General features: G+C 63.7%; 23 protein-coding genes, 2 pseudogenes and 1 riboswitch. Of the genes and pseudogenes, 14 read left to right on the top strand and 11 right to left on the bottom strand.

Annotated features, from left to right (window positions below):
• Window positions 1-12 precede the first annotated feature (12 nt).
• Window positions 13-1,368 carry an MFS transporter gene (locus tag WDS16_RS00125; protein WP_338889579.1) on the top strand — a complete coding sequence of 452 codons (1,356 nt, stop codon included), beginning with the start codon at window positions 13-15 and terminating at the stop codon, window positions 1,366-1,368.
• Here the strand turns inward: WDS16_RS00125 and WDS16_RS00120 are convergent.
• Window positions 1,365-2,735 (bottom strand): HAMP domain-containing sensor histidine kinase, encoded by a 1,371-nt coding sequence (locus WDS16_RS00120; RefSeq protein WP_338889578.1) that lies wholly within the window; start codon window positions 2,733-2,735, stop codon window positions 1,365-1,367. The genes WDS16_RS00125 and WDS16_RS00120 overlap by 4 nt on opposite strands.
• A gap of 23 nt (window positions 2,736-2,758) precedes the next feature.
• Complete coding sequence (locus tag WDS16_RS00115) at window positions 2,759-3,457, bottom strand: response regulator transcription factor (RefSeq protein ID WP_338889577.1); 699 nt, start codon at window positions 3,455-3,457, stop codon at window positions 2,759-2,761.
• 139 nt (window positions 3,458-3,596) lie between these two features.
• Window positions 3,597-3,660, top strand: a riboswitch (guanidine-III (ykkC-III) riboswitch).
• Window positions 3,661-3,673: 13 nt separating this feature from the next.
• Between WDS16_RS00115 and WDS16_RS00110 the strand changes: the two genes are divergently transcribed.
• Window positions 3,674-3,988 carry a multidrug efflux SMR transporter gene (locus WDS16_RS00110; protein WP_338889576.1) on the top strand — a complete coding sequence of 105 codons (315 nt, stop codon included), beginning with the start codon at window positions 3,674-3,676 and terminating at the stop codon, window positions 3,986-3,988.
• Between the two features lie 26 nt (window positions 3,989-4,014).
• Window positions 4,015-4,818 (top strand): ABC transporter, encoded by an 804-nt coding sequence (locus WDS16_RS00105; protein ID WP_338889575.1) that lies wholly within the window; start codon window positions 4,015-4,017, stop codon window positions 4,816-4,818.
• Here WDS16_RS00105 and WDS16_RS00100 read toward each other — a convergent pair.
• Together WDS16_RS00100 and WDS16_RS00095 are read right to left on the bottom strand one after the other, a co-directional pair.
• Window positions 4,812-5,507, bottom strand: coding sequence for a dienelactone hydrolase family protein (locus WDS16_RS00100; protein ID WP_338889574.1), 696 nt, complete (start codon window positions 5,505-5,507; stop codon window positions 4,812-4,814). The two genes, WDS16_RS00105 and WDS16_RS00100, sit on opposite strands and share 7 nt — an antisense overlap.
• On the bottom strand, window positions 5,504-6,643 hold the full coding sequence (locus tag WDS16_RS00095; protein ID WP_338889573.1) for an acyl-CoA dehydrogenase family protein: 1,140 nt from the start codon (window positions 6,641-6,643) through the stop codon (window positions 5,504-5,506). Before WDS16_RS00095 ends, WDS16_RS00100 begins: the two co-directional genes overlap by 4 nt.
• Before the next feature lie 63 nt (window positions 6,644-6,706).
• On the opposite strand from WDS16_RS00095, the gene WDS16_RS00090 reads away from it, so the two are divergent.
• Window positions 6,707-7,279 carry a TetR/AcrR family transcriptional regulator gene (locus WDS16_RS00090; RefSeq protein ID WP_338889571.1) on the top strand — a complete coding sequence of 191 codons (573 nt, stop codon included), beginning with the start codon at window positions 6,707-6,709 and terminating at the stop codon, window positions 7,277-7,279.
• On the opposite strand, the gene WDS16_RS00085 is transcribed toward WDS16_RS00090, so the two are convergent.
• A complete protein-coding gene (locus WDS16_RS00085; protein WP_338889570.1) occupies window positions 7,269-8,852 on the bottom strand; it encodes a helix-turn-helix domain-containing protein in 1,584 nt (527 codons plus the stop codon). The genes WDS16_RS00090 and WDS16_RS00085 overlap by 11 nt on opposite strands.
• Window positions 8,853-8,953: 101 nt before the next feature.
• Between WDS16_RS00085 and pruA the strand changes: the two genes are divergently transcribed.
• Together pruA and WDS16_RS00075 are read left to right on the top strand one after the other, a co-directional pair.
• A complete protein-coding gene (gene pruA / locus WDS16_RS00080) occupies window positions 8,954-10,603 on the top strand; it encodes an L-glutamate gamma-semialdehyde dehydrogenase (RefSeq protein WP_338889569.1) in 1,650 nt (549 codons plus the stop codon).
• A complete protein-coding gene (locus WDS16_RS00075) occupies window positions 10,600-11,544 on the top strand; it encodes a proline dehydrogenase family protein (RefSeq protein WP_338889567.1) in 945 nt (314 codons plus the stop codon). Before pruA ends, WDS16_RS00075 begins: the two co-directional genes overlap by 4 nt.
• A gap of 173 nt (window positions 11,545-11,717) precedes the next feature.
• Here the strand turns inward: WDS16_RS00075 and WDS16_RS00070 are convergent, their stop codons facing one another.
• A complete protein-coding gene (locus WDS16_RS00070; protein WP_338889564.1) occupies window positions 11,718-13,013 on the bottom strand; it encodes an MFS transporter in 1,296 nt (431 codons plus the stop codon).
• Complete coding sequence (locus tag WDS16_RS00065; protein WP_338889563.1) at window positions 13,000-13,668, bottom strand: metalloregulator ArsR/SmtB family transcription factor; 669 nt, start codon at window positions 13,666-13,668, stop codon at window positions 13,000-13,002. The genes WDS16_RS00070 and WDS16_RS00065 overlap by 14 nt, the downstream gene beginning before the upstream one ends.
• Before the next feature lie 149 nt (window positions 13,669-13,817).
• Between WDS16_RS00065 and WDS16_RS00060 the strand changes: the two genes are divergently transcribed.
• The 3 genes and pseudogenes from WDS16_RS00060 to WDS16_RS00050 form a co-directional block, all read left to right on the top strand.
• Window positions 13,818-14,129, top strand: a complete 312-nt coding sequence (locus WDS16_RS00060) for an aminoglycoside 6-adenylyltransferase (RefSeq protein WP_338889562.1) — start codon at window positions 13,818-13,820, stop codon at window positions 14,127-14,129.
• Between the two features lie 26 nt (window positions 14,130-14,155).
• Window positions 14,156-15,083 (top strand): annotated as a pseudogene (locus WDS16_RS00055) (IS5 family transposase).
• Between the two features lie 22 nt (window positions 15,084-15,105).
• Window positions 15,106-15,615, top strand: a pseudogene (locus WDS16_RS00050) (aminoglycoside 6-adenylyltransferase); the annotation flags it as partial.
• A 23-nt stretch (window positions 15,616-15,638) separates the two neighbouring features.
• Here the strand turns inward: WDS16_RS00050 and WDS16_RS00045 are convergent.
• Window positions 15,639-17,930, bottom strand: a complete 2,292-nt coding sequence (locus tag WDS16_RS00045; protein WP_338889560.1) for a DUF222 domain-containing protein — start codon at window positions 17,928-17,930, stop codon at window positions 15,639-15,641.
• Window positions 17,931-18,067: 137 nt separating this feature from the next.
• On the opposite strand from WDS16_RS00045, the gene WDS16_RS00040 reads away from it, so the two are divergent.
• Window positions 18,068-18,424 carry a DUF1801 domain-containing protein gene (locus WDS16_RS00040; protein WP_338889559.1) on the top strand — a complete coding sequence of 119 codons (357 nt, stop codon included), beginning with the start codon at window positions 18,068-18,070 and terminating at the stop codon, window positions 18,422-18,424.
• Window position 18,425: 1 nt separating this feature from the next.
• On the opposite strand, the gene WDS16_RS00035 is transcribed toward WDS16_RS00040, so the two are convergent.
• Window positions 18,426-19,088, bottom strand: coding sequence for a response regulator (locus WDS16_RS00035; RefSeq protein ID WP_338889558.1), 663 nt, complete (start codon window positions 19,086-19,088; stop codon window positions 18,426-18,428).
• Window positions 19,085-20,647: a sensor histidine kinase gene (locus WDS16_RS00030; protein ID WP_338889555.1), complete on the bottom strand. Its 1,563-nt coding sequence runs from the start codon at window positions 20,645-20,647 to the stop codon at window positions 19,085-19,087. The genes WDS16_RS00035 and WDS16_RS00030 overlap by 4 nt, the downstream gene beginning before the upstream one ends.
• A gap of 128 nt (window positions 20,648-20,775) precedes the next feature.
• Here WDS16_RS00030 and WDS16_RS00025 point away from each other — a divergent pair, with 128 nt between their 5' ends.
• The 4 genes from WDS16_RS00025 to WDS16_RS00010 all read left to right on the top strand — a co-directional run bounded on the left by WDS16_RS00025 (window position 20,776) and on the right by WDS16_RS00010 (window position 25,274).
• On the top strand, window positions 20,776-21,753 hold the full coding sequence (locus tag WDS16_RS00025; protein ID WP_338889553.1) for a Bug family tripartite tricarboxylate transporter substrate binding protein: 978 nt from the start codon (window positions 20,776-20,778) through the stop codon (window positions 21,751-21,753).
• Between the two features lie 42 nt (window positions 21,754-21,795).
• Window positions 21,796-23,169, top strand: coding sequence for a citrate:proton symporter (locus tag WDS16_RS00020; protein ID WP_338889552.1), 1,374 nt, complete (start codon window positions 21,796-21,798; stop codon window positions 23,167-23,169).
• A 28-nt stretch (window positions 23,170-23,197) separates the two neighbouring features.
• Window positions 23,198-23,581, top strand: a complete 384-nt coding sequence (locus WDS16_RS00015; protein ID WP_338889551.1) for a universal stress protein — start codon at window positions 23,198-23,200, stop codon at window positions 23,579-23,581.
• 106 nt (window positions 23,582-23,687) lie between these two features.
• Window positions 23,688-25,274, top strand: coding sequence for an NAD(P)/FAD-dependent oxidoreductase (locus tag WDS16_RS00010; protein WP_338889550.1), 1,587 nt, complete (start codon window positions 23,688-23,690; stop codon window positions 25,272-25,274).
• Window positions 25,275-25,292: 18 nt separating this feature from the next.
• Here the strand turns inward: WDS16_RS00010 and WDS16_RS00005 are convergent, their stop codons facing one another.
• Window positions 25,293-25,703 (bottom strand): STAS domain-containing protein, encoded by a 411-nt coding sequence (locus WDS16_RS00005; RefSeq protein ID WP_338889549.1) that lies wholly within the window; start codon window positions 25,701-25,703, stop codon window positions 25,293-25,295.
• Between the last annotated feature and the right edge of the window lie 161 nt (window positions 25,704-25,864).

Here is a 25,864-nt window from a genome sequence, read left to right as displayed (position 1 = left end):
CGGTTTCGACACATGCACCGGTCGTCGCTGACGATTGCCGCCCTCGGCACCCTGCTCACCCTCGTCGCATTCACCGCTCCCCTCGCGACCATCAATTCGACGGCGTCCACACTCGGCAGCGACGCAGCCGGCAAGACGTGGATCCTGAGCTCGATGAGCATCGGGCTCGGCGCCGCGCTCCTGACGGCAGGGACGCTGGCCGACGACTTCGGCCGTCGACGATCGTTCGTCGTCGGTGCGATCGTCCTCGCTGCCGGCTCCATCGTCTGCGCGCTCGCGCCCAACACACTGATCTTCGTCATCGCCCGAATCCTGCAAGGCGTCGGCGGCGCCGCCCTTGTCGCGTCCAGCCTCGGGATCATCGCGCACACCCATCCCGTCGGCCCCGTCCGCGCCCGCGCCAGCGGCGTATGGGGTGCGGCCGTCGGGGCAGGTATCGCCCTGGGCCCCCTTGTCTCGGCAGGGCTGGACCGGATTGCGACGTGGCGCGATGCCTACTGGGTGCTGGCGGTGGCAAGCATCGCCCTTGCTTACGCTGCGCACCGCCGCGTCGGCGAATCGAAGATCGACACCCCGCGCGGGCTCGATCCGGTCGGTGCTCTCCTGCTCGGTGCCGGAGTCAGTGCTCTGTTGGCAGCGTTGGTCGAGGGCAGGCAAGGGTGGTCGCAGCCGTTGCCGATCGGACTGTTCGTCGCCTCCGCGCTACTACTGGGGATGTTCGTGATCGTCGAATACCGCGGTGAATCAGCGATGTTGGACTTGACGCTGTTCACCCAACCCGCCTTCGTAGCCGCGACGTTCGCGGCACTGATGACCGGCGCGGGCATCATCGCATTGATGTCGTTCATGTCCGGGTTCCTCGGGAACGCATACGGAATCGATGCTCTGAGCGCGGCATTCCTGCTATTCGTGTGGTCGGGGACGTCCGTCGTCACCGCGCTTCTCGCCCGTCGCATCCCTCCGCGCGTCTCCGGCGGCACACAACTGGCAGTCGGACTGCTCGGAGTCGCTGTGGGACAAGTTTTTCTACTCGGCCTGTCCGAGGACTCCACCTGGACGCGGTTGGTTCCCGGCCTGTTGATCGCGGGCGTTTCGAGCGGTGTCGTCAACGCAGCGTTGGGACGCGAGGCAGTCGCAAGCGTTCCGCCCGGGCGCGCAGGCATGGGGAGCGGCGCGAACAACACGGCCCGGTACGTCGGCTCGGCCGTCGGGGTGACCGTGGTGGCGGTACTGGCTGTACCGGTCGGTACGCCGACAGCTGCAGGGCTGGTCGAGGGGTGGAACAGCGCCGTGCTGTTCACGACCGCGGCATCGATCCTGGGTGCGTTCGTCGTGCTTGCCTGCCGAAGCAAAGCTGCCGCGAGCTAGACCGATCGTGGGAGTTCCACGCGGAACGTTGCGCCTTCGCCGGGAGTGCTGTCGACCGTCACGGTTCCGTCGTGCGCTGCGACGAGAGCGGCGACGATCGACAAACCCAGTCCGCTGCCACCGCTTTCGCGGGTGCGTGAGGAGTCCGCTCGGTAGAACCTCTCGAATACGTGCTCCGCTTCCTCGGGGGCCAAGCCCGGCCCGGTATCTCGAACCTCCAGCACCACAGACGAATCGGTGGTCGACACACACACGGTGATCGAGGCATCGGCCGGAGTGTGCCTGATGGCATTTCCGACGAGGTTGGCCAGCACCTGACGAAGCCGCGCGTCGTCGCCCAGCACTTCGGGAATGCCGGGTCCGGGGGACACTCTCAGCGCGATGTCGCGTTCGATGGCAACGGCTTTGGCATCGTGGACTGCGTCGGCGGCGATCGCCAATACATCCACCGGTTGTCTCTCGAGCGGGCGTTGCGCATCCAACCGCGCCAACATCAACAAGTCCTCCACGAGCAGACCCATGCGCGCGGATTCGCCTTCGATGCGGTTCATCAGCAACGTCATGTCGGTCATCGCGCCCTGCCGATACAGTTCGGCGAATCCGCGGATCGTGGTCAGCGGTGTCCGTAGTTCGTGGCTGGCATCCGCGACGAATCGCCGCATCCTGTTCTCCGACGCACGCGCCGCGTCCTCCGATGCCTCGCTTGCGGCGAAGGCACGCTGAATCTGAGACAGCATGCCGTTCAACGCGATCGAGAGTTTGCCGACTTCGGTTCTGGAGCTTCGTTCGGGTATTCGCTCGTGCAGGTCGCCCGCCGCGATCGCAGCAGCGGTTTCCTCCACCTCGGCCAGTGGTCGCAGACTGCGACGCACGACGAAGTACGCGAGAATCGCGAGTACTGCTAGGACGATCGCGCCGATGACCAGCTGGAGGCCGACCAGTCGGTCGACGGTGATCCGAGCCGGAGTCAAGCTCTGTGCCACCACAGTGGTGCCCTCGGAATTGGTGACGGTCAACACCCGCCACTCGGTGCTACCGCCGTCGGTCGATCCGACGGAGGTCGGCCTCGATGTGTCGATGCCTTCCACATCGGGTCGGTCGGAGTTGGCATTTTCCTCGAATTCCACCTCACCGGAAGAGTTGGTCGTCTTCACGTAGAAGTCACTTGGCGGGCGCCGCGACTCGCTAGGCGGAGGCGGCGGCAACGTCCGTGGCTCTGCCCACCCGCGCGAAGCGTCGTACAAGCTTTTGTCGACGCGTTGGATCAGCGAGCTGTGCAGTGCCGAAGTCACCGCCACGCCGGAGGCCAGCAGGCCGGTGGCGACGAGAAGGAGCAACGCCGCAACCAGCGTGAACCGTAGCGGCATGCTCCTGTCGTTGGCCAACGCCTTCATCGCGGCTGCCGCATGACGTAGCCGACGCCTCGGAGGGTGTGGATCAACCTGGTCTCCCCAGTGTCGACCTTCCGCCGCAGATAGGAGACGTAGGACTCGACGACGCCGACCTCGCCGCCGAAGTCGTAGTGCCACACGTGGTCGAGGATGCGCGGCTTGCTCAATACCGTGCCGGCGTTGACCATGAAGTACCGCAACAACGTGAACTCGGTAGGCGACAACGACACCGGCTCGCCGGCCTTCCACACCTCGTGCGTGTCGTCGTCGAGGTCGATGTCCGCGAACGAGATTCGCGACGGTGCGGTTTCTTCCATCTTGCCCGAGCGTCGCAGGATTACTCGAAGCCGCGCGACGACCTCCTCGAGGCTGAACGGCTTGGTGACGTAATCGTCGGCGCCGAGCGTCAGTCCGGTGACCTTGTCCTCCACCGAGTCACGTGCAGTGAGGAACAGTGCGGGCGCGTCGATGCCGTCGGCGCGCAGGCGCCGGAGCAGGCCGAACCCGTCCATGCCAGGCATCATGACGTCAAGGATCACGGCCTCTGGGCGGAAAGTCTTCGCCTTGTCGAGCCCGTCGGGACCGGACGACGCCGTCTGGACGTCGAATCCTTGGAAACGAAGACTGACCGACAGCAGTTCGAGAATGGTCGGTTCGTCGTCGACGATCAAGACGCGCGCCTCGGGAGTTTCGCTCACACGCCCATCATGACCCCGGCACCTGCGGAGTCCCTGCACTCCCGCTGTGAGGTTCCTGTGAGGATTTGCGGCTCCGCCGCACTGGCACGGTTGAGTGCCCCAGGGTGCACTCAACCGTGCCACTAGGAAGTGGTACTTTGGTACCAGTCTCGATGACTGACGGACGAGCGCACCGTACCCGGCCGACGACAAGACGGTGCATGGGAGTGTTTTCTCATGGCTTGGATCGTTCTCGTAATTTCCGGCGTCCTCGAAGCAGTCTGGGCGACGGCCCTCGGCAAGTCCGACGGCTTCTCACGTCCCGTTCCGACGATCGTCTTCGCGGTCGCCCTCGTCGCCAGCATGGGCGGACTAGCCGTCGCGATGCGGACACTTCCAGTCGGCACCGCGTACGCGGTGTGGGTCGGCATCGGCGCAACGCTCACCGTCGCGTACGCGATGATCACCGGCGACGAGACCGCGTCGTGGATCAAGGTCGCGCTGCTCATGGGCATCGTCGGCTGCGTTGTCGGGCTGAAGCTACTGCACTGAGTGGTCGAGCGGTTACAGTTACTTTCATGAATTGGGTGTCCGCGATCACATTGCCCGCTCGCGCCGGGATCGCCATCGCCGAAACGGCCATCGAAGTGTCTGGCGCGATACTCTCGACCACCAGGTTCGCCCTCGAAAGCGGTGCTGCCGCACCCGCCAACATCGCAACGCTCACCAACCCCAAGGGCGGGACGATGCAGCTGCTCGCCCAGCTCGGGCAGCTCACATCGGACGATCGCGCGCTCGGCAATGCCCTCCGCGAAGGCGGGCCTCTCGACCGACTGCTTGCGCCCGGTGGCGTCGTCGATCGATTGACCTCCGAGGAAGGCACCCTCGAGCGGCTGCTTTCGGCCGGTGGACCGGTCGACCGCATCACCGCCCCCAATGGCCCACTCGAACGACTGCTCGCCGAGGACGGCCCACTCGAACGACTATTGGCCGAGGGTGGCTTGCTCGACCGCATCACCGCCGTCGACGGGCCGCTCGAACGGCTCACTGCAAAGGACGGTCCGCTCGAGCTTCTGACGCGAGAGGACGGAATCATCGAGCGCGCGATCCAGGAGGGTGGGCTGCTCGAACAGCTGTTGTCCGAAGGTGGAGCGATCGAGCGGTTGACGGCCAAGGACGGTCCGCTGGATCAATTGGTCACCCTGTCGCAGACTCTTGCTCAGCTGGCTCCCAATCTCGAGCGCATGGGCGCGAGCATCGACATCCTGCAGGACACGGCCGAGATCCTCGCGCAGGCCGTCAATCCTTTGGGCGAGCTCGTCGGGCGACTCCCGAACCGCTGGCTCAAAGGTGGGAAGCAGACCGTCCACGAGCTTCAATGACGCAAGTGTTCACCGAAGAACTCGAATACTCGCCCGAACGCGTCCTCGGCCTGCTCGCCGCGCCATCCCATGCCGGTGATGCGCGCGAAAGCACCTGCAGGCCCTGACGGCAGTGCGTTGGCGAAACTGTGACTCGCACCGGGGTAGGTCTTCACATCGTGTGCAATGCCTTTCGCGGACAGCACTTTTTCGATCTTCTTGCCCGCACCGATCAGCGACGGATCGTTCTTTCCGTACGACGCGACGATGGGGCACGCTCCCTCGAGTGCTTCCTCGACATGCCGCGGAGTGATGCCGTAGAACGGCGCGCTGGCACCGAAACCCTTGGGCGAGAGTAGTAGAGCGAATCCCCCGCCCATACAGAATCCGACGATTCCCACCTTGCCGGTGACGTCAGGGTGCTCAGCGAGGAAGTCACGAGCAGCCAACAGGTCGTCTACGGCGACGCCACCCTGACCCAGTAGCGCTCGGAACACACCCGTCACACATTTGCGGATGCCCCCGCGGGTATATAGATCCGGGGCAAGCGCGACGTAGCCCTTGTCGGCGAATCTCCGGGAGATGTTGCGTGTGTCGGCGGTGAGCCCGAACGCATCGTGCACGATCACCACACCCGGGCCAGGGGCGTCGGGCAGTTCGAGCACTGCATCGATCGGTCCGGCGGGTGTCTCTACGGAGATGTCGGTCACGTACGCAGGCTACGCGCAATCACGAGTCGTTGGATCTGGTTGGTGCCCTCGAAGATCTGCGTGATCTTCGCGTCGCGCATGTACCGCTCGACGCGGAATTGGCGGGTGTAGCCGTAGCCGCCGAAGACCTGCACCGCGTCGGTGGTCACCTTCATGGCGGCGTCGGTTGCGACGAGCTTCGCGACGGACGCGCCGCGCGAATAGTCGAGTCCGGCATCGCGTCGACGAGCGGCGTCGATGTAGGTGGCTCGTGCCGAGTCGACGGCGGCCGCCATGTCCGCGAGCAGGAAACCGAGCCCCTGATGGTCGACGATCTTCTTGCCGAAGGTCGTGCGCTCGTTCGCATACGCGACGGCGTCGTCGAGTGCTGCCTGAGCGATTCCGACTGCCACAGCTGCGATGCCGAGCCGCCCGGAATCGAGTGCGCTGAACGCGATCTGCAGACCCTGCCCCTCAGCTCCGAGTCGACGCTCGCCGGAGACGAACGCATCGTCGTAGCTCGCCGAGGTAGTGGGCACCGCATGCAGGCCCATCTTCTCCTCCGGCTTACCGAACGACAGGCCCTGCTGATCCTTGGGAACCAGGAAGCAGGACACACCCTTCGAGCCCTCGCCGGTTCGGGCGAACAGATTGTAGAAGTCGGCGATGCCACCGTGAGTGATCCAAGCCTTGGCACCGTTGACGACGTAGCCGTCGTCCTTCGGAGTTGCTTTGCAGGTCAGCGCCGCGGCATCGGATCCGGCTTGCGGCTCGGACAGACTGTAGGCGCCGATGAGGCTTCCGCCGAGCATGTCCGGCAGCCACCGCTTCTTCTGCTCCTCGGTGCCGAACGCGAGCAACGGCGAACACGCGAGGCTGTGCACACTCACAGCGACCGCGACGGCCGCCCACCTCGCTGCGAGCTCTTCGAGAACCTGCAGGTAGACCTCGTACGGCTGACCGCCACCGCCCCACTCCTCCGGGAACGGCAGGCTGAGCAGACCGGCGTCGCCGAGCGTGCCGAACACCCCGTCGGGGTAGGTCTCGTTCTTCTCGTGCTCGTCGACGATGGGGTCGAGCACCTTGTCCGCGACATCGCGGGTGAGCTGGATGAGGTCACGGGCTTCCTCGGTGGGAAGCAGACGATCGACAGACACCTTTAAGACTCCTCACAGTACTGACGTTTCCCCCACAGTACTGTATCCAGTATTGTCTGGCGCATGACCACAGCGCATGCGACGGCCCGCCGCGCCGAACTCTTCGATCAACTGGTCGAGCTGTTGCTGTCGCAGGGCTTTGCACACCTCACCCTCGATGACATTGCCGCACGCCTGCATTGCAGCAAGTCGACGCTCTACACACTCGCCGGAAGCAAGGAACAGCTGGTTCGAGCGGCGACTGTTCACTTCTTTCGCGGTGCCACCGACCGGGTGGAGGCGTCCATCAAGGGGATCGAAGGATTCGCCGACCGGCTCACGGCTTACCTGTCCGCGGTAGGGGTCGCGCTGGAGCCTGCGTCTCGGCAGTTCATGGACGACCTGGCCGCGTTCGCGCCTGCCCGCGAGGTGTACGAGCAGAACACGGCATTCGCCGCGAAACGCGTCCAAGAATTCATCGACGACGGTGCCACCTCCGGAGAGGTGCGCAGTGTGCATGCTGCATTCGTCGCCGATGTCGCAGCGTCGACGATGGCGCGGATCCAGTCGAGGGAAGTGTCCGAACGGACAGGTCTCGACGATTCCCAGGCGTACGCCGAGCTGGCCGCACTGTTGACGACCGGCATCACCGGCTGAACACCCGCAGCTGAAGCTCGAGCAGCACACGATCGTCCGGGTCCTTCAGATCCGTGCCGAGTATGTCTTCGACGCGCTTTATCCGGTACCGCAATGTATTCGGGTGCACCTGCAGCTCGCGTGCAGCACCTCGCACGTCACCGAAATGCGCAAGGTACACCCTCAAGCTCTTGGTCATGGTCGATGCGTTGTCGGCGTCGTACCGACGAAGATTCTCGATTCGGGGATCATGAAGGTGCTCGTGATTGCCGACGAGTTCGATGATTTCACCGAGCAGCACAGACGTCCTCGACTCGGCCAGCGTGGTGACCCTGTTGGTACCGACCGTCCGATCCAGCACCCGGTCCACTTCGAATCGCGCTGCGGCGACGTCATCGAGCGCTGCGACCGGCGACACGAGCGCGGCTCGCAGCGCGGTGCCCGTGCGCTTCTCGATCCGGCCGATGGCATCGCGGGTCCAGAACTCGAGCGATCGTGCCGACACATCCCCTGGAAACAGCACGTAGATCCGCTCGCCCATTGCAGTGGCCAAGGAGCTTCGATGGAATGCGCTGGCGTGCAGCCTGATAGAAGCGGCATGGTCGGCGATCGCGTCGCCGCCGATCCCCGCGAATCCGATCACTGCGGCCGGACCGGACGACGAGATCGACAGTGCCGCAGCCAGTGACGGGACATCGACCCCGCCGCCGCGTCCGCCGAGAAGCCGTTGGATTTGCACTGTCTCGTTGGTGGGGGCGTCGAGAACTCTCTTGATCAGCCTGGCAGCAACGGCCGCCGCGCCCCGCAGGACCGCGTCGGCATCGGCGTCGATCGGCCGCTGTCCTTCCTGAACCCAGATCGCTCCCAGAGTGGTCGCTGTCCCCGCGGCGTCGGGGATGGATCGAATTCCGACGACGAGGCGACGACGGATCCCCAGCGTGTCGTCGGCAGGTACCTCCACGACGTCGTCACTACGCCTGATTCGATCGAAGACTCCCCATTCGTTGAGACGTCGAAGATAGTCGACCGGACCTTCGCGACCGAGAATCGACAGCGTCCGCAACTCGTCCGCTGCGTCGTCGGTCGCCGAGTACGCAAGAACATGAGAGCGCGCGTCCTCGATGCTCACCATCCCTTTGGTGAGCGATGCAATTGTGCGGGCAAGCCCGTAGAGGTCGGTGTCGTCGAGGGCGGTGTCGTCGATCTCCGCACGTTGAACCGTGTGGTCGAGGACGCTCCGAATCATCGACAGCAGCCGCTCCCAACGGGTTTGAGGATGCACCGACACGAGGGCGATTTGGCTGACGCGAGCTGCATGATGCATCTCGATCGAGGCTTGCTTGACCATGACCACCCGCGGGCGTTCCTCGAGGCGCCGCAGCGCTAGCTCGTCGATCCAGGCAACGGCGTCGTTGTCGGGAACTCCGACCACTAGACACAGATCTGCCCATGTCGTCGCGCCGGCGAGATCATCCGCGTCCATGAGCGACACCGACCCGACCGAGACGTCACGACCCTCAGGCGTCGACACCACCTCGACGAAGGCCCCGTGCAATGCGCGGAGCAGCGTCTGCAGCGGAACACCTTTGTTCATCTCACCAACATAGACCTATTCTCTTTGGCCGATCGGAAGAATACAAGCGGCACGGATCCGACTTCAATAGCCACTAACACCATCGAAGAAGGAGGACTGCCATGGACGCCGTCACCTCGGTACCAGCCCCGATCAACGAAACAGTCAACTCGTACGCGCCCGGTAGCCCCGAGCGAACCCGGCTCCGGACCCAGCTCGACTCGCTGCAGTCCAACCCGACCGAGATTCACCAGGTCATCGGCGGTGTCCATCGCACTGCTGGTGGGCCTCGTGAAAACGTCGTACAACCACATCGGCACTCGTCCGTCATCGGCAGCTTTTCCAATGCAACGCACGACGACGTGCGCGACGCCATCGAGTCGGCGACGGCCGCGGCTCCCGCATGGCGAGAGCTCCCGTTCGACGACCGTGCCGCTGTGTTCCTTCGCGCCGCAGATCTGTTGGCGGGTCCGTGGCGCGAGAAGATCGCAGCCGCCACCATGCTCGGACAGTCCAAGTCCGCGTATCAGGCCGAGATCGACGCACCGTGTGAGCTCATCGACTTCTGGCGGTTCAATGTCGCGTTCGCCCGGCAGATTCTTGCGGACCAGCCGGTGTCCTCGCCCGGCGTCTGGAATCGCGTCGAGTACCGGCCGCTCGAAGGGTTCGTCTACGCGATCACGCCGTTCAACTTCACCGCAATTGCAGGCAATCTGCCGACCGCGCCGGCGCTGATGGGCAACACGGTGTTGTGGAAGCCGTCGCCGACCCAGGCCGTCGCCGCGTACCTGACAATGCAGTTGCTCGAAGCAGCCGGCCTCCCGCCCGGAGTCATCAACCTCGTGCTCGGTGACGGCCCGCTCGTCTCCGAAGTTGCGCTCGCAGATTCGCGTTTGGCGGGGATTCATTTCACGGGTTCCACTCCCACCTTCCAACGCCTGTGGCGCGAGGTCGGCAACAACATCTCGAACTACGACGCCTACCCGAGGCTCGTCGGCGAAACCGGTGGCAAGGACTTCGTCGTCGCACACGGTTCCGCGGATCCTGAGGTGTTGACGACTGCGCTCATTCGCGGCGCGTTCGATTACCAGGGACAGAAATGCTCCGCGGCGTCGCGGGCGTTCGTACCGAAGTCCGTGTGGGCGAAGATGGGTGATCCGTTCATCGAGCAGGTCTCACAGCTGAAGTACGGCGACGTGACCGACCTGTCCAACTACGGCGGCGCCGTCATCGACAAGCGTGCATTCGATCGCAACGCAGCTGCGCTCGATCGCGCGAAGTCGACGTCAAGTCTCACCGTCGCGACAGGTGGAACGTGCGACGACTCCGAGGGCTATTTCGTTTCCCCCACAGTGCTTCTCGGAGACGACCCTAGCGACGAAGCATTCAACACCGAGTACTTCGGCCCCATTCTCGCGGTTCATGTCTACGACGATTCGGTACCGGGGTCCTACGCCGAGGTCTTGAAGAAGGTCGACGCCGGATCGAAATATGCACTCACCGGTGCGGTCATCGCGAACGATCGTGGTGCGGTCGACGCCGCACACAAGGCATTGCGTTTCGCGGCAGGCAACTTCTACATCAACGACAAGCCCACCGGAGCCGTCGTCGGCCAACAGCCCTTCGGTGGCGCCCGAGCATCGGGAACCAATGACAAAGCGGGTTCGCCGCAGAACCTGCTTCGCTGGTCGTCGGCTCGCACCGTCAAGGAGACCTTCGTGGCGGCGACCGATCACCGCTACCCGCACCAGGACGGCGAGGGATCGAAATGACGACTGTGCTCAACAACCCGCTGCGACCTGCACTACTGGCCGCCGCTCGGTCACCTCGGCTCGAGGGTGCGATGAGCAGGATGCGCATCACCAGGAAGCTCGTCGACCGTTTCGTCGCAGGGGAATCCGAGCCCGACGCCGTAGCCGCGGTGCTGGCGTTGGTGAATTCCGGACGATTCGTCTCCGTCGACTACCTCGGCGAGGACACTGTGGATTCAGCCCAGGCGCAGGCGACCGTCGACGCCTATCTATCTCTGTTGCAGTCGTACTCGACGATGGATGCAGCGCCTCGTTCGCTGGAGATATCGCTGAAGTTGTCGGCGTTGGGCCAGGGAATCGACAGGTCGCTGGCCTTGGCGAATGCACGGACAATCTGTGCGAAGGCCGAGCAGGTGGGCGTGTGGGTGACGGTTGACGCCGAGGATCACACGAGCACGGATTCGACGCTGTCGATCGTTCGGGAGCTCCGGGTCGACTTCCCCGATCTAGGTACGGTCCTGCAGGCGTACCTGAAACGCACCGAGCAGGATTGCCACGAGTTCTCCGGTCCGCGGTCGCGAATTCGTCTGTGCAAGGGCGCATACAACGAGCCGGCCTCCGTCGCGTTTCAGAAACCCGTCGACGTCAGCGACTCGTACGTTCGGTGCCTGCAAATCCTCATGGAGGGTGACGGCTACCCGATGGTTGCCTCGCATGATCCCGAGATGATCGACGCCGCAGACCGATTCGCTCGGGCAGCTGGCCGTGACGTGTCGAGCTACGAGTACCAGATGCTGTACGGGATCCGCGACGCGGAGCAAGCGCGCCTCGTCGCGGACGGCAAGCAGCTGCGCGTCTACGTTCCGTACGGCAATCAGTGGTACGGATACTTCATGCGGCGTCTCGCTGAGCGCCCGGCGAACCTGATGTTCTTCGTGCGGTCACTGGTGTCGAGGAATTGAGCTGGTTACGGTTGCGATCTGCACGCCAGCATTGAGCTCAGGCAGCGTCGACGATCAGGGCAGTAGCGTAACTGCGCCCGGCTTGACCTTTCAGTCGTCCCGCCACGACCTCGTGTGAGACGAACCCGACGTGCGTCAGTGAATTCGACGTGCGTCAGTGAATTCGACGTGCGTCAGTGGATTCGACGTGCATAGAGTACGACGGGGATCAGCACCAGTGACAGGACGCCGCCCGCCAGGGACAGTGTCGCGTAGCTGGTGCCCGCGACGACGACTCCGGACAGCGCGCCGCCTCCTGCTCCGGCCAGGGCGATCAGTACGTCGACCGATCCTTGAACTTTCGCGCGTGATTCGGGTTCTGTGGCGTCGACGACGAGCGCTGTGCCGGCGATCAGTCCGAAGTTCCACCCCAGCCCGAGGAGGGCAAGAGCGAGGATCAACAGTCCGAGAGAATCGGCGGGGGCGAGGGCGGCGGTTACTCCTGCCCCGAGCAGTGTCACTCCTGATGCGATGGCCATCGGTACGCGGCCAACTGTATCGACGAGTCGGCCAGTGATCAGAGACGGCAGATACATTGCCCCGACGTGTATTCCGATGACCAGGCCCACCTCGCCGAGGCCGTGGCCGTGCGCGCGCATGTGCACCGGTGTCATGGTCATGATTGCGATCATCGCGATTTGAGTCAGCACCATGACGGTGGCGCCGACGGCGACTCCGGTGTCGCGTGGCGGGATCGGCTTTCGACCCGCCTCGTCGCTGACCCCGGACGTGTTGCTGCGCGTGACGGGGTCATCGGGTGTTGGGCGGGGTAGGTGGCGAGCAATGAGCAGCGGATCGGGTCGCAAGAACGCGAACAGGACGGCACCTGCGGCGAGGTAGACCACTGCTGCCAGGAGGAAAGGCCCGGCCAACGCGGGGACGCCGACGGTTGTGGCGAGAACGCCAAGTGGTTCGACGAGGTTCGGACCGGCTACTGCTCCCAGGGTGGTCGAGACCATGGCGATGCTGATTGCCGTGCCGCGTTGAGTGGGCAGGGCTAGGTCGGTACCGGCGTAGCGTGCTTGCAGGTTCGTGGCCGTTCCGGCTCCATAGACGAACAGGGCGATGAACAGCAGCAGCACGTTGTCGAGGACGGCGGAGGCGACGACGCCTACCGCGCCGACTCCACCGAACGCAAATCCAGCGGCCAGCCCGATCCTACGTCCGTGTGCTTGCGAGACTCGTCCGACCAGGAACGCTGCAAGGGCCGAGCCGAGGGTGAACAGTCCGGCTGGCAGACCCGCGAGGCTGTCGGTGCCGAGCATGTCCTGCGCCAGCAGTGCACCGACGGTGATACCGGCGGCAAGTCCTGCACCGCCAAGGATTTGGCTGAACACGACGACGGTCAATACTCGCCGTTGCACGGTGCGGCGCGCGGCGTCGTCACCGGCTATGCGGGCCGCTTCGCTGGTTGCGTCAGGCGCTGACATCGAGGTTCACTACCTTGCTCGATCGCCATTCGATGACGCCCTCGTCCATGGCCTTGGCGTCGAATCCGTTGTCCCGTAGCCATTGGGCGGCCTCACGGGCCAGTCGACAGAATTCACCGCGACAGTAGACGACGACGTGAGCGCCGGTAGGGATCTCGCGATACCGCTCGGGCAGTTCGGACAACGGAATCGACACCGCGTTCGGGAAGTGGGCGGTGTCATATTCATCCACCGGTCGTACGTCGATGACCGTCATGTCCGTGGTGACCGCCGTCGCGTCGATCGTCGGTCCACCGTCGACCGCATCGTGGCCCGACAGATACTTGTCGAGGACGTCCCGCAGGACCGGTGAGCGAAGCAGGCCTACTCGCTTGAACGCGATGTACAACTGCGCTACGTCGTCACCGGCGAGCGAGTAGTGGACCGTTGTGCGCTCACGACGGGTCTTGACCAGACCAGCATGCTTGAGCGTCTGCAGATGCGCCGAGATGGTGGTCAGAGCGGTATCCGACAACCTGGCCAACGCATCCACCGAATGCTCGCCCTGCGCGAGAAGTTCGATCAACTCCAACCGCTTGCCGTGCCCGAGCGCCTTGACCACGGTAGCCAAGGAGTCGTACACGTCCACCTTGCCTGGGCTATTCCCGTCTCGCATGGAATAGGAGACTATCAGCAGCGACGCAAATGTCGCAGACCTCTGAGACCGATCTCTTGGAGCCGACGTATCGCAGCGCCGTCCGCCAACCGGGATACCCGTCAGCCCGGTCTGTGGACTCGGTCCGTTCAGCAGCGCATCATGACTCCGTGGACTATCGGGCAGTACTCGAACGGATCGTGACGTGGGCAGCGAAGGATCCAAATGTGAGGACCGTCGTTCTGACGGGATCGGCTGCCTCGGGCGCCCTTCACGAGTTGTCGGATCGCGACATCGAGTTGCACGTACTTCGCACCGCACCTTTGGAACAAGACGATTCCTGGTGGAACTCGCTCGGGGAGGTGCTCGCAGTCGAGCGTCTCACGAACGGTGACGACCAACCGACCAGGCTCGTCTACTACGTCGGAGGAAAGATCGACTTCACGCTCGTCGGTTTCCTAGAGCGTGTCTCCCAAATTTGAGAGGTGCTGTCAGCGATGATATTTCGATGACGCGCGTGGGAGTGATCAGTGACGAGTTCTGGGAGATCGTCGAGCCAGTGATACCCACCGACGTGGGAAAACGTGGGCGGCGGTTCGCCGAGCACCGGCGAATTCTGGAGGGCATCGCATACCGATTCCGTACCGGGTGTCCGTGGCGAGATCTGCCGGAGGACTTCGGTCCGTGGCAGACGGTGTGGAAACGCCACCACCGATGGTCCTTCGATGGCACCTACGACGAGATGCTTGCCGCGGTGGCCGAGGTGTTCGGTCTCGACCCGGAAGAACTCGACGGCGATATCGGGGCGGTGCTCTCGATCGACTCGACCAGCGTCCGGGCGCATCAGCATGCGGCCGGTGCGCGAGCCGACACTCTCACAGGGGGCCTTGTCGAATTACAAGAAATCCGTCGACGAACCCGCTGACCACGCGTTGGGTCGATCTCGCGGAGGATTCACCACGAAGATCCATGCACTGACCGACCTGACGTGCTCGCCGGTGACGATGCTGCTGACCGGTGGGCAAGCCGGGGACAATCCACAGTTGGTGCCGTTGCTCGATGCCCACCGAGCTGCCGGTGGGGACCAGGACTACCGATTGCTCGCCGACAAGGCGTACACCCATCCCAGTACCCGCACCGAACTGCGTCGCCGCAAGATCAAACACACCATTCCCGAGCGCAGCGACCAGAAGCAGCGACGGGCCGACAAGGGGTCCGCCGGTGGTCGTCCACCGGGTTTCGATCCGACGATGTACAAGCACCGCAACACCGTCGAGCGTGGCTTCGGGCGGCTCAAACAGTGGCGTGGTGTGGCCACTCGATATGACAAGTACGCCATGACATTCCTCGGGGGCGTTGTCCTGTGCGCGGCAGTTCTGCACTCCCGCAACCACAACCACCGCCCGGCGATGAAAACGAAAACGGACCCAATTTAAGAGACACGCTCTAGACGAACGTGGCACCTACGATCGTCCCTTCACCATCTTGCTCGACAAGGACGACGAAGCCGCCGGTTTGCAGCTCGTTCGGCGACCGCCGGAGACACCCGATCAAGCGATGTTCGACGAATGTGTGAACTGGGCCTATGCGGCTGCCCTCATGGTCGCCAAAGCGATTGTCCGACAAGAACCGTGGTCGGTCAAAGTACGCGACAACGACTTGAAGGCAGAGCTGCTGCGGATGATCGAGTGTGACCACTCTCTCCGGCACGGCGACGCGCACGACGTTCGATACCTCGGCACCAGGATGCGCCAGTGGATGGACACCGACATTCAGCAACGCCTCGAAAAGTGCTGGGCCGCATTCGGTCTAGCCGAGAGCCGGATCGCGCTGGAGTACACGCTCGACTTGTTCCAGGAAGTCGCCTCTCGCGTTGCGGTCACCGCAGCACTGCGCGATTTCCAGCATGCCGCGGTACGTGCCGAAATTGACAGGATTCAATGCTCGACCCCTGACGTCGAGCACTGAAATCTGCTGTCTCCCTCTCTCTGCTAGAAGGGTGGGGGTTCGTTGGCTTTTTCGTGTTGTGTGCGGAGTTTGTGGATGTGTTTGTGTTGTCGGAAGTGTCGGCGGAGTATGCGGATTCGGGTGCGGGCGGTGTCGGTGTGGGCGGTGTTGAGGTCGGTGCGGGTGGGTGGGGTGGTGTGTGGGGGCATGTTGGTTTCCCACCAGGTGGCGGTGGTGAGGTCGGGGGTGGTTGTGTCGGGTGTGGTGTTTTTTCGGGCTCGTTTTCGGGTGCGGGGTGGTGTGGGGCAGCCGAGGTTGGGGAGGGTGATCGTGCGGAGGCCGGCGGGGCTGGTCCAGAGGATCGCGCCGCCGGTGAGCATGGCGGCGGTGAAGGTTTTGGTGGTTTTGAGTTGGTGGTGGCCGGTGCAGACGGGGTGGAGGTTTTCTTCGATGCTCCAGCCGCCGTGTCGGGGGTCGGTGTGGTTGTAGGGGACGATGTGGTCGAGTTGGCAGCGGGTGGAGGGGATGTCGCAGCCGGGGTGGGTGCAGGTGCTGTAGGTCATGCGGATGCGGGCGGCGAGTTCGGAGCTGGGTCGGTAGGTCAGTGCTCCTGGGGGTGGGCTGGTGTGGCCGCCGTGTCCGTCGGGGTGGGATCCGGCGGCGAGGGCGGGGTTGTCGGTGATCGCGGTCAGGAGTGCGGTGATCAGTTGTGCGCGTGCGTAGTGGCCTCCGGGGGTCCTGCCGGTGCCGGCGGCTCTGCCGGTGCGGTGGCCGCGGTGGTGTTGTTTGGTGGTGGTGGGTCGGTGCGCCGGGACGGTGGCGGCGGGTCTGATGCGGCCGCGGAAGAGTAGTCGCCATACTCGGGCGCCGCGGCTGGTCGGCCCGGCTGCAGCTTCCGGGTCGGGCCCGCTCGCCGTATCGGGTTTGGGTTTCTCGGGCGGTGTGGTGGTGTCGTTCGCGGAGTTCGTCTTTCGGGCCGGACCGGTGCCCGACCCGCTCCCCGTGTGGGGGCCACCGTCGTCAGGATCACCGTCGTCCGGGGCGCCGTCATCGTCCGGGCTGCCACCGTCATCGTCCGGGCCACCGCCACCCTGCGGGCCATCGTCGTCCGGGCCGCCACCGTCATCGTCTGGACCACCGCCACCCTGCGGGCCATCGTCGTCCGGGCCGCCACCGTCATCGTCTGGACCACCGCCACCCCGCGGGCCGCCACTGTCGTCGTCCGGATCTTCGTCGTCCGGTTCACCGTTGTCCGGTTCATCGTTGTCGTCTGGCTCGTCGCTGTCGGTGTCGGTGCCCGGTGTTGTATTCGCATCCCCGGGCGACTGTGTTCGGCGGGCGTTGTGGAAGGCCTCGGATTGGGTCAGTTCCACCAGTAGGGCTTGCCATTTTCCGTCTTCGGCGAGCATCCGCGCCAACTCCGGATCCAGTGGTGTTCCGTCGGCGAGGACTGCGGGAGTCTGGCTCAACCCGAGCAACGTTTCGACTTCGATCAGGATCTGGATCAGATGCCCCCGGCGGCCGTCGGGGAGATCAGCGACCCCGTACTGCGGACACTGCTCACCGCGATCGCAGCGGCACTGCAGAGCGTGCTCGCCGTGCAGCAACGCCAGCAGTGCATCGACGCGTAATTCCCGTGCCGACCGCGGGTCCTGAGCGCAGACCGATCCGACCAGTTCTTCGATCAACGCTTCCGCTTCGGCGCCTTCGACGTCGGTCATGGTGACCTTGAGCTGTGAAGATCCGTCTCCTTCCTGGGTGACCGACAGTCCGCGTTGCCCCTTCACCGATGCCGAGCGCACCCTGGAGGCTTCTTGTGGGTCGTAGTCCATCCACATCTGCCACAGCATCAGCCGCAGGATCCGCGGACCGACCGTCTCGGCGAGCGCGAGGGCCTCGAATTCGAGGGCGTCGATGGTGTCATTGCAGGCTTTGCCGAGTACCGATGCGATCGCGGTCACTCGTGCCCAGTCGAGGACTCCGCAGACCATCCGTAGCGCTGTCAGTGGCAGCCTGTTCAGGGTCAATCCGACATCGACGAGTGGACGCGCGACGCGTTGGGAGACCCCGAGTGCTGCCGCTACTTCGCAGACCACGGACCGCATCACCGTCAACGCATCGCCGTCGCGGTCCTCGGCGTCGGCGAACCGGATTTCGGCGATCTCGCACACTGTTTCCACCATCTGTGCGCGGGAACGGTTCTCCCTCGATCGGCAGCGGGCAGCGAACACCGACAATCCGGCTACACAGGCATCACTGACCGCCGCATCCACCGACGGATTTATCGCGGTGTTGTGGCTGGTGGAGGTACCCGCCGCATTCCCTGTATCGAACATACGTTCGAGGATATCGGACCCCACCGACACAAACCGGACCACGAATAAAGAGTCCGGAGCTTGACAGCGTCGGCACAATAAAACGGACAAATGGCTCGTCCCGAGATACCCAAATCACCAAGAAAGCCCCGATAAAGATGGCAGAGAAGAAGCCCACCAAAGACCCGGCAGCAGCGGTGGTCGAGAAGATCGCCTCCTACCCCGAGCCATACAACGCAGTCGGCAAGCGGCTCCACGAGGTGATTCTGGAGGCTGCTCCGGAACTGCAGCCGAGGCTCTTCTATGGAATGCCTGGCTACGCGAAGGGCAAAGGTCCGATCCTGTGCCACTTCATCGCCGAGAAATACATCGCTTTCGGGCTTTCCGAGAAGGCCAATGTCGCTGTAGGAGAAGATGCATCCGACAAGCTCATGCCGTCGGGCTGGTTCCTCACCGAACTCGACGAAGCAACAGAAAAGCGGATCGCCGCGATCGTGCGGCGCGCGGTCCAGTAGATCACCGTCGCCGGTAGAGCCTCTCTGGCCGTCCGACGCTCCCGTAGTCCAGCGACACGTCCACCCTGCTGATGCTTGCAAGATATTCCAGGTATCGGCGCGCGCTGGATCGTGAGATCCCCGACCGCTCCGACATTTCGGTGGCAGACACAGGACCCTCGAGCTCGCGTAGCTTCGCCTCGACGAGATCGAGCGTCACGCGACTGAGTCCTTTGGGAAGATCTGCCGCCGCCCCGGCGACGCCGAAAGCCTTGTCGACCGCTGCTTGCTCGGCCTCGTCGATGACACTCAGCGACAACCGTGTCGTCCGATACTGTTCCAGCCTCGCGTTCAGGACAGCGAATTTGAACGGTTTGATCAGGTAGTGCACGACACCGCTCCGCAGCGCCTTCTGCACAGACGCCACTTCTCGTTCACTGGTGATGACGAGAATGTCGACGTCGGGTACTTCGTCACGGAACTTTCCGATGAGGTCGAGCCCGCTCATGCCCGGAAGGTGGACGTCGAGCAGGACCAGATCCGGTCGCATCGTCGTCACTGCCTCGATCGCAGCCTGGGGAGTGTGCGCGACCCCGCACACCTCGAAACCTTCTGCCTTGCCTACGAACCCGGAATGCACCTTTGCAACCATGAAGTCGTCGTCGACGACGAGAACGCGTATCACTGCTGCTCCTTCATCACCGCTCGAAACACCGTCCAGTCGGCGCCCGAGAGTAGTTCCGACCCGACCGATACGTCGCCGCCGCGGCGTCGACACGCCAACCGTACGAGTGCAAGCCCGAATCCATGACCGGTGCTCGCGGACCCTCGTGTGCTCCAGCCCTGTTCGAAGATCCGTTCCACATCCGACGCCGCGACACCGGGACCGTCGTCGAATACCGCGACGGTTATCTCACCGTCGTTCTCCTGCAACGAGATACGTACTCGACCGTCGCAGGCGGTGACAGCGTTGTCGACGAGATTGCCCAGGACGGTGCACAGATCACGCGACAACGCCCCCCCATGATGGCCGAGCGCCGAACCGTCGACGATCTCGATCGACACCGAACGATGCGCAGCAGCACCGATCTTCGCAATGAGCAGCGCCGCGACACCGACATCGCCGACGGAGTCGGTCACGGCCGACGTGGCATCCTCACGCCTCGCCGTCAATCCCTCTACGTAACGAACAACTTCGTCGTACTCGTGGAGTTGGACGAGCCCGGAGATGGTGTGCAACTGATTGTCGAATTCGTGGATATGTTCACGGAGCGCTGTCGAGCTCGTCTTCGTCACCCCCAGCTCCTCCTCTATGTCGGTGAGCTCGGTACGATCTCGGAACGTGGTGACCGTTCCGACTGCCTTTCCCTTCGACACGATCGGAACCGTGTTCAACACCAGCACTCGATCCCCGACCAGCACGATCTCGTCGGCGGTGGCCACGGTACCGAGCAGCACATCGCGTAACCGGTCGGTCAGCCCGAGCTCGTCGACAGTCATTCCTTTGCTGCCGTAGTCGATATGCAACAAGTCGTGCGCACTCTCACTCATCAGCAGCACCCGGCCGTGCGGATCGAGTGCAATGACGCCTTCCTTGAGACCGCGCAGCATGGCCTCGCGTTGCCCGACCAGATCGAGGATCTCACTGGCCTCCATGCCCAGAGTCTGTCGCTTCACTCGACGCGCGAGCAGCACCGACCCCACTCCGCCGAGCACCGACGCAACCGCGAGATAGACGATCAGATTGGGCGCCGCCTGAAGGAAGCGATCCAACGCCGACGGATAGCGATCTCCGACGATGGCAGTTCCAACCAGCGTGCCCGAATCGTCCAGAACCGGCACGTGCGCCTCGACTGCCCTGCCGAGCGGCGTTTCGGTCAGCCCAACCCACGACGCGCCTGCCGGCGACCCCACAGCGGATCCGACTTGTTCGGGAACAGTGGACAGCACGACGACGCCATCGACACCCGCCAACTGTGCGTAGTCCAGCCCGGAGACCGCTCGGACGGATTCGACGGCGCTCTGCAGCCCGGTCCTGATGCGGGGCTGCGCCGACGGCAGCAACTGGCGGACGACGGGATTGGCGGCCAGTGTCTCGGCGGCAGATTGCGCTCGTCGACCTGCGTCACGCTCGAACGTCGAGGACGATTGTGCGAGCGACAGGCCACCGATGGCGACGAGCACTACGACGACGATGAGCAGCTGCAACCTCAGCAGCTGGGCAGCCAGCGTCGTTCTACGCACGGAACGACCCTACGTCCCCCCGCCCACGACCGACCAAGAATCCGTGTGAGCACAATGGACACAAATGAAACTGTGGCCGCAAGGGTGACCGCAATCACAAAGTGTTGTTGACTATCGACGTGCCCACAATGAGTGTTCGAACTGCAGCCAGCGCCCTGTGCGTGTCGGTCGCTGTTCTGGTGGGCGCCTGCGGGTCGGAACCTGCAGTGTTCGCGGGTTCTGCAGGCAACGAGCGCGTCCGGTTCGTGGTCCCGTCCGACGCGGGTGGCGGTTACGACCTCACTGCCCGCAACCTCACGCAGGCACTGGCTTCGGACGACACCGATTTCGACGTCGTGGTTCTCCCCGGCTCCGGCGGCGTCGTCGGGCTCGGCCGGTTGGCCCTCGAGAGCGGCGATCCCGATCTCGCGATGGTCATGGGTCTGGGTCTGATCGGTGCGCTCGAGACTACGGAATCGGATCGTACGATTGCCGACGTCACCCCAGTAGCAAAGCTTCTGGAAGAACCGGAAGTCGTTCTTGTTCCAGATAATTCGCCGATTCGAACTATGGACGACCTGGTTTCCGCCTGGCGGGCGAATCCGGCCGAACTGAGTTTTGCTGGAGGTTCGGCCGAGGGCGGCGCCGACGGACTCTTCCGAATCCTGCTCGCCCGGGCCATCGGCGTCGACGCCTCCGCGTCGAGGTACCGCCAGTTTGAAGGCGGCGGCCAACTCCTGCCCGCTTTGCTGACAGGGGAGGTCGACGTCGCCACCACCGGTGTCAGCGAATATCTGGACCAGATTTCTGCGGGAACCGTTCGTGCACTTGCGATCAGCTCTGCAGAACGCATCGAAGTCATCGACGCTCCGACCGCCCGCGAAGCGGGGGTGGACGTCGTCTTCGCCAACTGGCGAGGACTCCTCGTACCGCCCGGTTTGACGCAGGAAGAAACAGACGTGTGGATCGACCGCATCCGAGATCTGGATGCGTCCGCCGCCTGGCAGGACATTCTCACCAGAAACGGTTGGCGTAGCTCCGTCCTGACCGACTCCGAGTTCGCCGAATTCCTCACCGAACAAGCAGCATTCGTGCACGAGACATTGCCCGTCACGAACAACAGCTGATTCCCCCCGGCTTCACCCTGCTCGAATAGAAGGAGTACACCCATGCTCGTGATACTGGGCTTCCTCATGGTTGCCGTCTTCATGTATCTGATCCTGACCAAACGCGCGACGCCAGTCGTGGCGTTGACATTGGTCCCGGTTGCGTTCGGCCTGTTGGCCGGCGCGGGCCTGGGCATCGGTGACATGATCACCGACGGCATCAAGTCGCTCGCTCCAACTGCGGCCCTACTGTTCTTCGCCATCATCTTCTTCGGCATCATGATCGACGTCGGGTTGTTCGACCCGCTGGTGAAGGGGATCCTCAAACTCGTCAAGAACGATCCGATGAAGCTGGTCGTCGGCACCGCAGTGCTCGCGATGGTCGTTTCGCTCGATGGTGACGGATCGACGACGTTCATCATCGTGACCTCGGCTATGTTGCCGCTGTACCTGAAACTCGGTGTGAGCCCGGTCATCCTGACAGTCGTTGCGGGATTGGCCAACGGCACGATGAACATCATTCCGTGGGGCGGCCCCACAGTGCGTGCAGCATCCGCACTCGGCATTTCGCCCTCCGAGGTGTTCATCCCGATGGTGCCGTCCCTCATCGTCGGCTTGATCATCGTGCTGGCATTCTCCGTCCACCTCGGCATCATGGAGCGACGACGCATCGGTTCACTCGTCTACGATCGCCAGCTGGTGAAGCAGGGCGCGTCGACAGACACCACCACCGGTCGCGATGGCGGCACGGGCACCGGCGGCGGTGACGGCAGCGCAGGCCAGTTCATCGACGGCCTCGACCCCAACCGGAACACGCTGCGGCCGAAGCTGCTGTGGTTCAACGCAACTCTGACCGTTGTCTTGCTCGTCGTTCTCGTCATGGACATCCTCCCCATCCCGGTACTGTTCATGATCGCCGCATCCATCGCACTCGCGGTGAACTTCCCGAAGGTCAAGGAGCAGGGCGAAGCTATCGCACGGCATTCCTCGTCGATCGTTTCCGTGGTCGCTATGGTTCTCGCTGCTGCAATTCTCACCGGTGTCTTCCAGGGAACCGGCATGGTCGAAGCGATGGCCGAGTGGCTTCTCAATGTCATCCCGTCGGGAATGGGTCCGTACCTCGCCGTCATCACCGGCGTACTGTCCCTCCCCTTCACGTTCTTCATGACGAACGATGCGTTCTACTTCGGAATTCTTCCGGTGCTCAGCGAAACTGCGGCGCAGTACGGCATCGAACCCGTCGAAATGGCGCGTGCATCGATCACCGGCCAGGCGTTCCATCTGCAGAGCCCACTGGTTCCGGCAATCCTGTTGCTGGTCACTCTCGCGGGTGTCTCACTCGCCGACCATCACAAGAAAGTCCTGTGGCGCGCTGCAGTCATCTCGCTCACCATGCTGGTCGTCGGAGTCGCCCTCGGGCAGATCCCGTTCGGCTGACCCCTACCTCCACTTCGAAAGGCACATCATGTCCGTCGTAGTAATCCACAACCAGTCCGACGAGGGCCGTAGCGCACTCGAAGCCGGCATCCGCGAAGCGGAAAGTCGCGGCGCCGAACTCGTTGTCGTCCATGCACTGTCGGGCTCACCCGACACTCGCGCCCAGGCACAGGAGCTCGCCGCCGTCGAAACCGCGGTTCACGTTCTGGCACCGGATGCCCGTGTGGAAGCTGCTCTCCCCGATCCCGACGCAACCAGCACCCTCCTCACGCTCGTCGACAAGGTCGACGCCGAGCTGGTCGTCATCGGATCACGCCACCGCAGCGCCGTCGGCAAGTTCCTGATGGGTCAGACGGTCCAGCGTCTGCTGCTCGAGATTCCGGTCGAGATACTTCTCGTGAAATCGCGGTGAGCTGACCCCCAGGTTTCGTCACCCCGCCACTCGGGCACACACCGGGAACATGAACAATGTCTTTCGGTAGCACGAGACCGCAACCGTTTCCGGGGAGGGCGCCTTCATGAGTACGACCACCGTCGACGCCGTTGTGATCGGAGCCGGGCACAACGGCCTCGTCGCCGCTGCAGCCTTGGCCGATGCGGGGTGGGACGTTGTCGTATTGGAGGCAGCGCCTGAGCCCGGAGGCGCGGTGAGAAGCGCGGAACTCGTCCCCGGTTATACGAGTGACCTGTTCAGCGCTTTCTATCCGCTCGGTGCCGCATCGCCGGCGATGAAGTCACTCGAGCTCGAACGTCACGGACTGCGATGGTGCCGCGCGCCCGCAGCGTACGGTCACCCCAGATTCTCCGCGGACGAGGACGCACCGGTAGTGCACGCCGACGTCGCAGCCACCGCCGCAGCTCTTTCGGCATACGACAAGGCTGACGGTGACGCCTGGATCGCACTGTTCGAACAGTGGACTCGGATCAAGAAACCGCTGCTCGACGCGTTTCTGGGCCCGTTTCCACCGGTTCGCGCCGGTGCGTCGCTCGCCCGGACGCTGGGGACGGCCGAGACCCTTCGATTCGCCCGATTCATGGCCCTACCTGCGCGGGTCATGGCGCACGAGACCTTCCGCAGCTCCGCCGCACGATGCCTACTGCTTGGAAACGCAATGCACGGCGACGCCCCGCTCGAAGCTGCAGTGAGCGGAGCGATGGGGTATCTACTGACGATGATGGCTCAGGACGTCGGTTTTCCGGTTCCCGAAGGCGGGTCGAGCGAGCTCACTGCAGCCCTCGTCCGCCGTGTAGGCACAGCCGAAGTCAGATGCGACAGCGAAGTCACACGAATCGATGTCGTGGATGGGCGAGCACGATCGGTACACACCGCATCGGGTGACACCGTCCGAGTACGGCGGGCGATCATCGCCGACGTGTCCGCACCGATCCTGTACGACACCCTGTTGCCCACCGATGCCGTTCCCCCGCGAATGCGCAGGGATCTCGCGAACTTCGAGTGGGACACTCCCGTCGTCAAAGTGAATTACGCTCTCGATCAGCCGATTCCGTGGTGTTCGAAGAGTCTGTCCCAGGTGGGCACCGTCCACCTCGGGGCCGACGACGACGGATTGTTGCGGTGGACCACCGACCTGGCTACCGGAGTCCTGCCGAAGCGTCCGTTCATGTTGTTCGGTCAGATGACCACGGCAGACCCGACACGATCACCCAACGGAACCGAAAGCGCTTGGGCGTACACACATTTGCCGCGCGGGATCGTCGATGACGCATCGGCGGACACCATCGCCGAACGGGTGGGCGACGTACTCGAGGAGCATGCGCCGGGATTCGCCACGTCGATCGTCGGCCAAGTCGTTCAGCGTCCATCGGACTTGTCGGCGGCCAACTCCAGCTTGTACGGCGGCGCCGTCAACGGCGGAACAGCTCAGCTGCACCAGCAGCTGATCTTCCGGCCTACCCCCGGTCTCGGACGGCCCGAGACGCCCGTCGAAGGCCTGTTTCTGGGAAGCTCGTCAGCACACCCGGGAGGCGGGGTGCACGGAGCCGGCGGCATGAATGCGGCCCGAGCTGCGTTGCGTCAACAGGGAGTTCTCGGCGCGGTACGAAAAAGGGTGACCAGTTCCTTGTTGGAACTGGTCACCCGGTAGTTCTGGTGAAACTGAACCTTACAGAGCGCTGTCCACCGTCTTGAAGCGTCGAACGCTGGGCACGACCGAAGCAGCTTCCAGCAGGCGGTGGACTGCATGCCCCTCTACCAGGCACCAAGTGGTACCGGCCGATTCGGCAGTTTCATCGAGTGCGGTGAACACAGTCAACCCGGCGATGCCGAAGAAATCTACATTCGTGAGGTCCAGAATCAGCCGAACCCCTACGGAGACGCGGCCGCAGACGTAGTCACGCAGGATCGGCGCGCTGCGCATGTCGATGTCCCCGTGCACTCTGACCAGAACGGCGTCGGTGCCTGTACTGATCGAGGTGAAGATCGCCCCGGTAGCAGCAACCGCTACCGAACTCTCGGTCCTGGCCTTCGACCTCGTGGTGCCTTCGTCATCGAGATTGTGCGGAGAAACAGTCATAGCCATCCCATCGTTGATCGATTAGGAGGAATCCCGAGTCCGGGTGAGTGAAACAGAGACTGCCGAGGCGAAAGCAACGGCCTCTAGCTGTCGAGCTACACCTGCGGAAAATCCTCCGACAACGGCTGCTAGCTCAACCATGACCAACCTTACGCCATTAG

It is taken from the genome of Rhodococcus sovatensis (assembly GCF_037327425.1).
Classification (GTDB): domain Bacteria; phylum Actinomycetota; class Actinomycetes; order Mycobacteriales; family Mycobacteriaceae; genus Rhodococcoides; species Rhodococcoides sovatense.
This window is presented reverse-complemented; position numbering and strand designations above follow the sequence as displayed.